This is a genomic window from Mesorhizobium sp. M1A.F.Ca.IN.020.03.2.1 (assembly GCF_004023205.1).
GTDB lineage: Bacteria > Pseudomonadota > Alphaproteobacteria > Rhizobiales > Rhizobiaceae > Mesorhizobium.
In genome coordinates, this window is record NZ_RZSV01000183.1 from 1 (window position 1) to 11906 (window position 11906).

At 59.4% G+C, this 11906-nt stretch carries 12 protein-coding genes; all 12 read left to right on the forward strand.

Annotated elements, in window-relative coordinates:
- On the forward strand, window positions 1–339 hold a 339-nt coding region (locus EOA79_RS32960; protein WP_206639259.1), incomplete at its 5' end, for a hypothetical protein.
- Window positions 340–357: 18 nt separating this feature from the next.
- Window positions 358–741, forward strand: coding sequence for a hypothetical protein (locus tag EOA79_RS23780; protein WP_128161123.1), 384 nt, complete (start codon window positions 358–360; stop codon window positions 739–741).
- The gene (locus EOA79_RS23785) at window positions 741–3791 is read left to right on the forward strand and encodes a hypothetical protein (RefSeq protein ID WP_128161124.1); all 3051 of its coding nucleotides are present in this window, start codon (window positions 741–743) and stop codon (window positions 3789–3791) included. Before EOA79_RS23780 ends, EOA79_RS23785 begins: the two co-directional genes overlap by 1 nt.
- Window positions 3788–4621, forward strand: a complete 834-nt coding sequence (locus EOA79_RS23790; RefSeq protein ID WP_128161125.1) for a hypothetical protein — start codon at window positions 3788–3790, stop codon at window positions 4619–4621. Before EOA79_RS23785 ends, EOA79_RS23790 begins: the two co-directional genes overlap by 4 nt.
- Before the next feature lie 41 nt (window positions 4622–4662).
- Complete coding sequence (locus tag EOA79_RS23795) at window positions 4663–5361, forward strand: hypothetical protein (protein WP_128293333.1); 699 nt, start codon at window positions 4663–4665, stop codon at window positions 5359–5361.
- Window positions 5362–5390: 29 nt separating this feature from the next.
- Window positions 5391–5945, forward strand: coding sequence for a hypothetical protein (locus EOA79_RS23800; RefSeq protein WP_128293335.1), 555 nt, complete (start codon window positions 5391–5393; stop codon window positions 5943–5945).
- Window positions 5945–7060: a hypothetical protein gene (locus EOA79_RS23805; RefSeq protein ID WP_128161127.1), complete on the forward strand. Its 1116-nt coding sequence runs from the start codon at window positions 5945–5947 to the stop codon at window positions 7058–7060. Before EOA79_RS23800 ends, EOA79_RS23805 begins: the two co-directional genes overlap by 1 nt.
- Entirely contained in the window at window positions 7057–7572 is a 516-nt protein-coding gene (locus tag EOA79_RS23810) for a hypothetical protein (protein ID WP_128161128.1), read from the forward strand. The genes EOA79_RS23805 and EOA79_RS23810 overlap by 4 nt, the downstream gene beginning before the upstream one ends.
- A 34-nt stretch (window positions 7573–7606) precedes the next feature.
- Complete coding sequence (locus EOA79_RS23815; protein WP_281060297.1) at window positions 7607–9769, forward strand: DotA/TraY family protein; 2163 nt, start codon at window positions 7607–7609, stop codon at window positions 9767–9769.
- Window positions 9770–9855: 86 nt separating this feature from the next.
- Window positions 9856–10170, forward strand: coding sequence for a hypothetical protein (locus EOA79_RS23820; protein ID WP_128161132.1), 315 nt, complete (start codon window positions 9856–9858; stop codon window positions 10168–10170).
- A gap of 137 nt (window positions 10171–10307) precedes the next feature.
- Window positions 10308–10466, forward strand: a complete 159-nt coding sequence (locus tag EOA79_RS23830) for a bifunctional hydroxymethylpyrimidine kinase/phosphomethylpyrimidine kinase (protein WP_128161134.1) — start codon at window positions 10308–10310, stop codon at window positions 10464–10466.
- Window positions 10467–10824: 358 nt separating this feature from the next.
- Window positions 10825–11894 (forward strand): IS630 family transposase gene (locus EOA79_RS23835; protein WP_128161136.1). Its coding sequence is split into 2 segments (ribosomal slippage): window positions 10825–11311 and window positions 11311–11894, totalling 1071 coding nucleotides; the frame shifts between segments, so codons are not numbered across the junction.
- Window positions 11895–11906 lie beyond the last annotated feature (12 nt).

Below are 11906 nucleotides of genomic sequence, written 5' to 3' on the forward strand. Positions count from 1 at the left end.
GTGCTGCTTGTCTCGTTGTCGACGACGATCGCCGCTTTCCTCATGTCGTTTTTTCAGGTGGACGAGACGGTCGCGGCTTCTGAGATTTTTGCCTATGCGCCGGAAATGCTCGCACCGCTCGACCATGAGCAAGCTCGCACCGTGATCATCGCGCTTTTGCGCGTGGTGCAGTTCATCGGCCTGCTCGGCTTCATACGCGGTCTTTTTTTGCTGAACAAATCGGTCAAGTGGCCGGCGCCGGGCCTTGTCGGATTTGGCGTTACGCATGTCGTCGGGGGGGTGTTCGCGATGAATATCGTGATGTTCCTCGGGATGATCGAAGAGCTGGTGCTCGGATAGGAGAGAAGGAAAGCACTCATGAAAAAAGCATGGATTCAATCGGCAACGATCCTTGCCGCGACAGTTGCCTACCAGTCCGTTGCGTTAGCGCAGTCGAGTGGCGGCCTTGGCGATATTTTGACCAATGTTCGCAACGACACACTCGGACCGGCCGGCGACTTCATCGGCGCAGGTTCGTTCATCCTGGGCCTGATCGCCGCCATTACGGCGGTATACAAGCTGGTCCAGAATAACCGGAATCCGCACGATCCGAGCTCGAGCCCGAAGCAGGCGCTCATTTGGGGAACAGTTGCGGCCTGCCTGATCGCAATTCCGGAATTTCTCGGCATGGGCGTTACGACCTTCTTCGGGTCTGGGGCCGATACGACCTCGGTTGACGGCACGTTGAGGTCTATCAATTGATGTTGGGCGGGATCGGACTGCTTGACTCGCTGGCGGCTATCATCGGCCGGTCAGCGCTGCGAAGGTCGCTGGACGGCTATTGCCGGCTGGTGACTTCGCAGGGCGAGAACACGCTTGTTGCCGACGATGGTTCGTTGGTGACCGTGTTTCGGCTGGAAGGCTTCCGGTCAATGCCAGGCGAGCGAGAGATCAGCAAGGCGGTGACCGATCTCCGCCTTGCTTTCAGCTCTCAGTTGGGAGCACCGGGCTATACGCTTCAATTCTGGTTCGGCCATACGCCGGAATTGGGAGCTGCCGACATCAACCGTGCCCTGGCTGTCACTGAAGGCGTGGCGGCCGATACCGGTCTCGACATTCACGACCTGATCGACGAACGCCGGCAACTGTTGCCGCAACGTCTGACGGGCGAACGCTGCTTCATGGCGCTTTGGTCGCGCCCGACCCTGCTGACCCGACAGGAAATCAAGACAAGCTCCGAAAAGGCAAGGCGCGATGCTGAGCGCGCTCCGCCCATGCGTCATGCGCAGTGGCCGGGGCTGGCGATCGACGCCTTGATGACGCGACACCGGTCGTTCTGCGAAGCACTGGTGAGGGAATTCGGTATTGCAGGGGGAGTGGGGGAATCCACCTTTGCCGGCATTGTGATCGAACCCTTGGCGGTTCACGAGGCGCTTGCGCAAATCAAAGGGGTTCTCAATCCCGAATATCTGATCGCCGGCGAAAGCTGGAAAGCGATCCTGCCAGGCGACTTTGCCCGCGCGAGGATGCCCAAGACGGCGAAAGAGCTAAGGAAGGCCGACGTGTCGAATATGCTCTGGCCGCTTCTGGCTCGCCAACTCATCAACGAGCATGGCGAAGTCATCGACCAGACGACGGTACAGCTTGGCGAGACCGTCTTTTCAGGTTTCGATATTTCGCTCGGACCAGAGGTCGTGGTTCAATTCAACGATCTGATCCGGCGCGTGCTCGACAGCAATCAGCGCATCTCCTGGCGCGTCTCGATGCTGATCGATTCCGGAGGTTTCCAGGGACAGGCGTTCAAGGAAACCTACACGAACATGATGACGTGGACGGCCCCGATCCACAATTCGCGTATCAAGGCTGCTTTTGTGAAACTACGCCGTGATGACGGCGCGGCTGACACGGTTGTCCGTTGGCGCTGCTCTTTAGCGGCCTGGGCGCCGAAGACCCAGATGGAGATCCTGCAGCGCCATGTCGCCACGTTGAGGCGAACGGTAGAGCGTTGGGGCAACTGCCAGACGGATGCATTGGTTGGAGATCCTGTCCAGTGCGTCATGTCCTCGACCTTGGCGCTCAACGCGCAATCTACGGCGCCGGCGGCCGCGGCAAGTCTGGCCGATGCGTTCGCTCTCGCTCCGATCGCACGGCCTGCGAGCCCATGGCAGCTTGGTTCCGTCATGTTTCGAACGAAGGACGGTAAGCTGTGGCCTTATCAACCGGGCTCGTCGAAGCAATTGGGGTGGGTGGACCTGATCGTCGGCACGCCAGGTTCCGGCAAGTCGGTCCTCATGAACTCGATCAATCTCGGGGTGGCGCTCTCTCGCCAGTCTGGCCGAAGCCGGGCGAATGAAGGGCTGTTGCCGCGCATCTCGATTATCGATATCGGCTCTTCTTCCTCGGGCTTGATCAGCCTTATCCGCGACGCGCTGCCCGTCCATCGACGGCATGAGGCGGTGTTCCATCGCCTCATGATGTCGGAACAGTATTCGGTCAATCCCTTTGACCTGCAACTGTGCATGCGAACTCCGTTCGAATACGAACGTGCTTTCCTCGTCAATTTGTGCTGCCTGATTTGCACGCCAGACGGCGAAGAAGCAACTTACGACGGGATTAGCGCCCTTGCGGGTGCGACGATCGACGAAGCCTATAAGTTCTACAGCGATAGCCGCTCTCCGAAGCATTATGCCCGTTCCGACTCCTTCGAGGTTGATGCGGTCCTGGACGAGCTTGGCTTTGACATTGATCCAGCGACAACCTGGTACGAAGTCACCGACTTTCTGTTCTCGAAGGGCCGATATCACGAGGCGGCATTGGCACAGCGCTACGCTGCACCAACCTTGCCCGATCTCGTGAACATTTCGAACTCTGAGATCGTGCGCGAACCCTTCCGCGACATGAAGGTTCCAACCGGCGAAGATGTGCTGAAAGCCTTCCAGCGCATGTTGACGGCCGCCTGCCGCGATTATCCGATCCTTGCCCGGCCGACGCGATTTGACGTGTCGAACGCCCGCATCATCGCTTTCGATCTCGCCGGCGTGACGGCCAAGAGCGGCCCGCAAGCCAAGCGCCGGACCGCCATCATGTACATGCTGGCGCGTCATGCACTTACGTCGGATTTCTGGATGGACGCCGACGAAGTGCGCGCATTGGATCTAAACGACGACGTTCGCGCCTATCACATCCAGCGGATCGAAAATAACCGCCAGATGCCGAAACGGCTCTGTTTCGACGAGTACCATCTGACGGGTGGGCTCGGCATTCGCGATCAAGTCACCCAGGACGTGCGCGTTGGGCGTAAGGCCGGCGTCCAGATCTCGCTTGCTTCGCAGCTCATGGAAGATTTCGACCCGAGTATTCAGAAGCTCGCCAACAGCTTCTGGTTCTGCAACGTGCCAACCGAAGATTCCATTCGCCAGATCGCATCGACCTACAACCTGACGCCTTCGATCATGGACGTGATGCGCGGGCTTCGCGGTCCCATCGAAGGGGAGGGGGCGCCGCTATTGGCAATGCTCAAACTAAAGTCAGGAACGTACGTCCAGCATGTGTTCAACCAGCTTGGCCCAATCGAAATTTGGGCTCTTTCGACCACGCCTGAGGATACGTCGCTTCGCACCATGCTCTACGAGGCCCTGGGGTCCATTGCTGCGCGACGCCTTCTCGCCCGCCGCTTTCCCTGTGGTTCTGCCAAGGAAACGATCGAACGCCGTCTCGCCGACATGGAAGATCGGGGCGTAGCGATCGATGACAAGGTTCGCGGCAATACCATTCGCCAGCTCGCGGACGAACTCGTCAAGGAGGCATCATGATAGGGGCCATCGCAGCAGCTTTGCTTGCCAGTACGATAGCATCGGCGGCTTTCGCGCAATCCGCTATTGACCAGATCGTCACGGAAACGATCGATTTCGAAAAGCCGGATACGGACGCGACGGCCACGGCACGGAAGATGTACGGCCGGGATTACAGGGTCGTGCAGGCAAATCGTGTTTGGCTCGAGGAGCCCACGGATGGCTATGACCAGATGGTCGTCCGCCTGGGCGAGGCCCGCGGCTGCGCGACAGGCTGTTTCGTGGCGGCCCTCTATTACGACGATAAGCAATGGCTGGAAGTCTGGCGGATGCCGGGCAAGACTGTCGGCCTTGGGGCCGTCAGTGCAACCGGCATGAAGCCAATCTTCGACGGCCGCCGCTTATGGCAGTGGTCTGGTGCGGCGTATATGGCGCAACCTATCCCGCAAGAGCGGAAAAACCGGGCACCCACGGAAGAGGAATTGAAGGCTACGACCGAGGCGCTCAAAGAGCGCTTCAAAGGCGGCTCTGAACCCCTCGAACCGGCAAATGTTCTAGCTCAAGACGTTGACCTGAAAACCGGTGATGAGGCCGCGATTTTGGTCCGTTCGACCTACTATTGCGGCAACGCGGCCTGCCCGGTCGTTTTTCTTGATGGGAAGAAGCGGGTCATCGACGTTGTGCAGGCCTGGGGGCCGGACTTCTCCGTCATCGACGAACGCGATGATAACAACCGCCGAATGGTCGAGGTCGCCACCCAGGACGGCATTGCGACCTACTCGCTCGGCGAGAAAGAGCCCCGTTCGGTAATTGAGCCGATGAAGATCACCATTGCGGGGCAGAAGCGATGAAAAGAGCACTCTTTGCGTTCGCGTTGCTTTTGGCGTTGGCGTTGCTTTTGCCGATCGCGGCCAACGCTGACTATAACAGCAACACGGCGAAGCTCGAGGGTGGCGACTCCTATTCGATCTTCAACGGCAATGGCGGAAGCGCTGTCGGCAAGTACCAGATCACCGCCGGTACCTGGGAATCGCTTGGGTACTTCAAATACTCGGGCAGCGGCTCTGCCGGCAATTGGAGCAATTACGTCGCGACCGACAAGGCCCGGGCCGCCGGCGTCAACAGTCTCAACGATCTCCGATATTCGAGCTCTGGCGCTGCGCTGCAAGATCGCGCGAACTATGAGCTCGCCGAACGAAACTGGGCTTCGATGAGCAGCCAGACGCGCGGCCTCGTCGGTCAGAAGATCAACGGTGTGGAGATCACCCAGGATGGGTTGCTCGGGGCAGCGCATTTTCTCGGGGCCGGCGCCCTAAATGATTGGGTCGCCAGCGGTTTCGATCCGAACGTTCTCCCAGCGTCCTATCTGAGCGCGAACGGCTTCTCGTCCTATGCCGAATTACAGGAACACTTGCTCAAGCGTATGGCAGCGATGAACGGCCAATCCTTTACCGGTCTGGATGGCGGCCTTGGCGGCGACGTCGGTGGCGGCATGTACGACCGGACCGAAGGGTTTCCCGGGATCGGCACGAAACGGCCGGTTCTCATCCGAGAAATCCCACCATTCCAAGGGGAGAAAGCGACGCTATGAAGATCCTCCGACGACTAAGAATATGCGCCGTGAGCGGCCTACTAGCTCTCGCAGCCGCGGCCGTTCCGGCTCAGGCGGACCAAATCGAACAGCTTTTCAAGTCAGAAGGGAAGGGCTGCATCGACACTGTGAAGGTCAACCTTGTCGATGCAATCCGTGCCGGCATCGACAAGGAAGTTAAGCGTCACGAGGCAGCCTTGCAGAAGCCGCCGGCACTCGACCAGCTCGGGTGCCTCGACAATCTGTTCAACGTCAATCTCGACTTCGCGATCCAGGTGCCGGATCTCAGCGGGCTTTTCAATTCAGCAATGTCTAATGCGGAGCAGCAGATTTGCTCCTATGCGCAGGACGCCTGGAATAAGGTAACGGAGCCGCTTCAATCGGCGCTTCAACTGCCGTCCTTCAATTCCTTGCAGTTGCCGGGAGGCATGGGCGGCGGATCGGTCCCGACGCTCAACTACGATTACAGCGGTGGTTCGCTGAACCTGCAGCAGCCGTCGGTCAACAATTCCGGCCGGCGCGAGAATGACGGCTCGCTGCTTAATGAGCTTTACAATGATCTTTATGGACCGGGAGGCCAGTGATGAAGGCTTTGACGAAATCGCTCCTGTTTGCCGGAACCGCACTGGTCAGCCTTTCCGCTGGGAGCGACGCTTTTGCTGACGGCTGCAACTGCGGGACAGTCCGCAACATCGTCCAGCGCGCACAGGAGAACATCAACGCCCACACCACAGATGTCGGCAATCAGATTGCACAGACCATCCTCAAGGGTGTTGCTCAGTTGAGCGCCTACCAGAACCGCGCGATCGAAGCCAATGCCCGTACACAAGAAGCCGCGCAGCTTTCTGACACAATCAGAGAGAGGCAGAAGGCGAGGGCTGCGGCCGAAGGCGGCCGTTATGACCCCGCTACGTCGGCCTGCTTGGATCTATCGGGCATCTTCACTATGGGAAAATCAGGGCAGGACGTTGCCGGCTATGGCGGCAATGACGTTGCGAACGCAAGCCGTAACTGGTCTTACGGCAACGAAGATATCGGCAAGCCGGTCATAGAGGGCGGCTTGGCTGTCGCGAACGCGATCGTTTCCGATCGCGACGAGCTGCGCAACGTTGGGGGTTTTGCCGATCCGACGTCCGATGTTCGACTTCTAACCGATGCGATCACGCTCGACACTTCGGATGAAAAAATTGCCAAGGCGCAGCTTCGCATGATCAACAACATGGTCGATCCGATTCCGCCGAAGCCGATCACGCAGGCGGAATTGAAGGCGCCGGCAGGCCGTGCGCAGGTGGCCGCGCGCCAGGTCGATGCCACGCGTCGTTCAGCGGCTCACGCGGTTTATAGCTACCTTGGCGACATCGCGTCCCCGACCGGCGGCCAGCTGCTTGCCGATTGGGCGAAGAAAGCGGTGACCGAATCTTATCCGTATGAAGTCGGCGAACATGTTTCCGAATTGCAGGCGGTCGATATTTTCGTTCGCTCGCGCTTTGCAAATCCGGAGTGGCACCAGGAACTGGCGGGCATGTCGCCAGAGGCCGTACAGCGCGAACAGTTGCTGGCTCAGGCGCTCAATCTTCATGTCGATTGGATGCGGTTCAATCTGGAGCGCCGGCAGGCGGCCGCCATTGCCGCGCTGCTGTCGAACAGCCTCGACGAGCGCGACAGCCGTACGACAATAACAACTGTGAACGCGCAATGAGTGAGAAGGGCCGCGTTCGCCGTTTTGCTGCCTGGAATGCCAAGCGCCTGTTCGGTGCGAGGATTTTCTTCAATGCCGCCTCTCATGCCGCAACCGACGCCGTTGATAATGTCCAGAACACGATCGACGAGCTGCGGCCGAAGGGCCGGTTGCGGGCGCGAAGCTTCGGTGACCGCTACCGGGACGGCGGCATAGAACGTTTCAAGGAGCTAAGCCGCGATCTCGATGCGAGGGAGATCGAGGCGGCGCTTGCGGCTTGGGACCGAGACGCGAGCATCTACATGATCGCGGGATGTGCGGCGCTCGGCGCGATCCCGGTCCTGTATTTGCTCGACTACCATTCCTTCTACCTTCTGATTGGTGGGTGCATTCTCGCCATGATCGCCTTCGCTCTGTCCATAAAGGCGGATTTTCGCGCGTGGCAGATTCGACAGGGCCGTGTCGGGTCTGTCCGCGATTATTTCAACGACCGTCTGCCTTCCAATATGCAGATCCTTTCCAAGGACGAGTAAAATGAACCGGGTGGGGCTTCTCGCGCTTATTTGGATGATTTCGGCAAGTGTCGCACATGCCGACGACATCAACATTGCCGACATCGTAAAGGGCGAGGGCGATACCCGGTCCAACTCCTTCCTGAACATGATCTTCGGGCCGCTCTTCGCCGGCCCGAACGAAGAAACTCTCGTTTCCTCGCTGATCGCCAACTTCAACGTCCTGTTCTTCGCGGTGGCGGCGATCCTCTTCATCTACAACATCGTCGTCGGTGTCACGGAATCGGCGCATGAGGGCGAAATTCTCGGTCGTCGGCATTCTGCGATGTGGGTTCCGCTGCGGACCATTTTGGCTGTCGGTGCCCTGGTTCCGATGCCGACGGGCTATAACGCCGCGCAACATGGGATCGCCTATATGGTCAATGTCAGCACAGCGACCGCCTCGTTCTTCTGGAACGAGACGGTAGACCTGATCGTCGAACAGCGGATCCCCGTCGTCGGAGGCGACTATGACGCGCTCGACGGCCAATTCCTCCAAGCCTTGTGGCGCATGGAACTCTGCCAGGCTGTCTACAATCTGGAAGTTTCCAAGGGCGGCGATGGTCTTGACGGCATAGCGCGCGGTGGTTGGCAGACTGTTTCGGGCATCCGGCAGATGGCCTACAGCCTGCCGAACTCCTATGGTGCTTGCGGCATTGTCAGCCTTCCCGGGCAGACGACAGGCTTCCAGCGCCTCGCCGAAGCGGCTGGCAAGTCCTATGACGACTACATCAAGGACATGGAAACGGCCGTGACGCAGACGGCCGACAGTTTCACCGAAACTGCGGCGAAGCTCGCCCAGGCCGTCAGCAAGCGCCAGACACTGCCGGCCTATCGAAATCTTCGGGAAGACCTCAAAAGCTGGCGGGCGAAGCACGCCGCGATCCTCAAGCAGTACATTGGCGAGGATAAGCTGCAGAAGGCCGGCAAGGATATCACCGAGGCAGATGAGCCGCTTCAGGTAACACCTGTCGGTGACGAGCAGAGCGTCGCGCTTGCCGGCAACCTGAAGAATGGCGGATGGCTCCAGGCGGGCTTTTATTACCAGTTGATCGTCCGTCTGTCGGCCGATTCCAACGCCGTTGCAACGGCCCTGCCGAAAGCAACGCCGGGCGGTGCGATCGGCGCGGCGTCCAATCCAAGCGGTTCCGTCCGCAACGCGATTGCATCGCAATATGCGGACAACAACTGGTATCTGCTCGGCTCGGCCGATGGCGACGCCAAGAAATTCCTGGACCAGATCTCCGCGACCTACAACGGCACGGTCGAATGGTGGAACGAGAGTGTTGCGAGGAGCGGGATCAAAGCGTTCGTTAACGAACGTGTCGCCTTTGCCGATAGTGGCGGCGATATTTCGGACTGGATGCCTTCCGCCGGCACGCTGTACGAAGCGCTCGAATTCCTCAACCCGACGCGTGCAACCAATGACCCGATGATCGGGCTCGTGACATTCGGAACGCAGGTCACGTTCTACGTATCGGCCGCGATCATCGCGCTCTCGGTTCTGGCCGTCATGCCCTATGTTGGCAATGGGATCGCCGTGCTTTCGAACTTCGTGGGCTGGATCATCAGCGGAATTGGCGCCCTTGGTATGTTCCTCGCCTTCGTGCTGCCGATGGTGCCGATGGTGACATGGGTCATCGGGATCGGCGCATTCTTCCTGCTCGTCATGGAAGCGATCTTCGCGGCGCCCCTATGGGCGATCGCGCACCTATCGATGGAAGGGAAGGGCATGGGCGGCGAGCAAGCGCGTCGTGGTTATGTGATGGTTCTCGCCCTGACGCTGACGCCAGTCCTGATGCTGTTCGGTCTGCTGCTCGGCATGATCCTCTTCCGGATCATGGGCGTTCTGATCAATGGCGGGCTCTACTATGCGCTGACATCGGCCCAGGCGCTTGTCGGCGACAGTTACGTGAGTCTCGCCTGGTTCCTTGGTATCTTCGTCGTGATGATATTCATGGCAGCGGTATACCTCGTCATCATTGAGCGCTCGTTCTCCCTAATCGCTGAATTCCCGGGCAGGATCTTCCGCTGGTTCGATCATATTGGCGACGATCTCGATGCTCATACGGCCATGAGAGCAAACGCGGCCGCCCTTGGAGCGGCAAACAGAACGGGAGCCATCGTTGATGCTGCGAAGCCAATGATGCTTCCGAAACCACCACAGAAAGTTTCCTAGAACCTGCGGTAGCAAGAGGTTCTCCCAAGATGGATTTTGGTGTACCGTCAGCCCCACCCGAACAGCGGCACTAAAGGAGGCCGGATATGACATTGCCGAAATATCTGCGTCCCATACGTGACGTTGAGGCGCACGGGCTGACCGCGACGGAAAAGGCTATACGAATGGCAATCTTCACGCCATTCTTGATCCTTTTTTCTCTACCGCGTAGCGTCCTAATAGGCCTTGCTCCTGCTGTGGTCGCATTTAGCTGGTTTTTGCCTAACGGCATTCACACCATTATTAGCGATCCAGCCGCCCATAGCCTCGAACTAACGGCACTCCTTGCGTTGGTGACGTTGTTGATCTTCTCGAACAGCATTGCGAAGGCTATCCGACGCTACTTCCTGCCCTTCGGGTGAGTCGTTGACCATCTTGATGGCATCATCGAGGGGGTCGAAGGGAGCAAGCATGACGACAGGCGCGAACACTTTCTGGTGCCACAGGCGGCAAGTCTTATATTCTGTTCCGTCGTGATCAGGAACCGATCCGCTTTGAGATGCCCCGGCTTGCCGGATCGATGCGCGGCAAGCGCTGTATGCTGGCCAGCGTGATCGCCGCGCATCGGGCTAAGGCGAAGTCGCTTGAGGACAGTGTACGCAAAGGCAAGCTGTTTGTTTTCGAGAAGCTCCAAAAGAAGGCAGCCGGCCGACAGTGACACTGCCTCCAGTCAATCTAAATCGCGGCGCAACAATCAGCCCTATCCAGCGCTTTTCAGATAGCGCCCTGCCGGTGGGGAGGACACCGGCAGGGCGCGCCGCACATACGTCGCGGCCGTGTGGCAGCAGGACGTCGGCGGCAAGCCGTGGCTTTGGGTAGCAACCTTCTTTGCCATTGAGTTGACTGGAGCGTTGATGCTCAATTCCTCTCTGTCTGACTTCGAACGTCACGCCCTGGGCAAGCGGGAGGCTGCGACCGTAGTTGATGGTGTTATACCAAGGGTCTTGAAGGCTGACTCGTTGAGGATTCCGGATTGGGTCGATCCGTGATTCGATGGCGCAAAGGAGATTCGCGCCATGGGCTCAGCGGTGAAGTTGAGGACGGACTATTCGGCGGAAGAGCTTCGGCGGCTTGCCAGGGGATCGGACGACGTGAACCAGAGCCGTCGGCTGTTGTCGCTGGCTGCGGTTGTGGACGGGATGAGCCGCGCGGATGCGGCGCGGATCGGCGGCATGGATCGTCAAACGTTGCGCGACTGGGTTCACCGGTTCAACGCTTTGGGTCCGGACGGTCTCAGGGATGCCTGGTATGGCGGGCCCGAGCCGCGGCTTTCCGCAGCGCAGAAGGCCGAGCTTGCCGAGATCGTCGAAACGGGTCCCGACCCCGCCGTCGACGGGGTGGTGCGCTGGCGGCGGATCGATCTTCAGCGGGTCATCAAGGAACGCTTCGGCGTTGATTATGATGAGCGCTATGTCTCCAAGTTGCTGAAGAAACTCGGCTTCTCGCATATGAGCGCACGGCCGCGCCACCCGGCGCAGGACGGCGAAATCGTCGAGGCTTACAAAAAAACTTCGCGCGCACGCTGAGCGCCCATCTGGCCGACCTGCCGAACGGCACGCCGGTCGAGATCTGGTTCCAGGACGAGGCCCGCATCGGCCAGAAGAACGGCATTGTCCGGCAATGGGCCAGGCGCGGCACGCGGCCCCGCCAACCCGCCGACCAGCGTTACAAGAGCGCCTACCTGTTCGGCGCCATCTGCCCGGCGCGCGGAACCGGTGCGGCGCTGGCGCTGCCCTTTGCCGACACCGAGGCAATGCAACTGCATCTCGACGAGATCAGCCGCCATGTCGCGGCGGGCGCACACGCCGTGCTGCTGCTCGACCGCGCCGGATGGCACACGACCCCGGAACTCGACGTTCCCGACAACATCACACTGATCTTCCTGCCTTCACGCGCGCCGGAGCTGAACCCGGTCGAGAACGTCTGGCAGTATCTGCGATCGAACTGGCTCTCCAACCGCGTCTTCGACGGCTACGACGCCATCATCGATGCCGCTTGCGAGGCCTGGCGAAAACTCCTCGCCCAGCCGCACACTGTCACTTCAATTGGCATGCGCGATTGGGCTCACGTCGGTCAATCATCATGACCTTTGGTATTA

Coding starts and splice junctions, on each gene's coding strand:
- EOA79_RS23815 (WP_281060297.1), top strand. CDS start 7,607: ATGATTTCGGCAAGTGTCGCACATGCCGACGACATCAACATTGCCGAC.
- EOA79_RS23790 (WP_128161125.1), top strand. CDS start 3,788: ATGATAGGGGCCATCGCAGCAGCTTTGCTTGCCAGTACGATAGCATCG.
- EOA79_RS23785 (WP_128161124.1), top strand. CDS start 741: ATGTTGGGCGGGATCGGACTGCTTGACTCGCTGGCGGCTATCATCGGC.
- EOA79_RS23830 (WP_128161134.1), top strand. CDS start 10,308: ATGCCCCGGCTTGCCGGATCGATGCGCGGCAAGCGCTGTATGCTGGCC.
- EOA79_RS23810 (WP_128161128.1), top strand. CDS start 7,057: ATGAGTGAGAAGGGCCGCGTTCGCCGTTTTGCTGCCTGGAATGCCAAG.
- EOA79_RS23805 (WP_128161127.1), top strand. CDS start 5,945: ATGAAGGCTTTGACGAAATCGCTCCTGTTTGCCGGAACCGCACTGGTC.
- EOA79_RS23820 (WP_128161132.1), top strand. CDS start 9,856: ATGACATTGCCGAAATATCTGCGTCCCATACGTGACGTTGAGGCGCAC.
- EOA79_RS23780 (WP_128161123.1), top strand. CDS start 358: ATGAAAAAAGCATGGATTCAATCGGCAACGATCCTTGCCGCGACAGTT.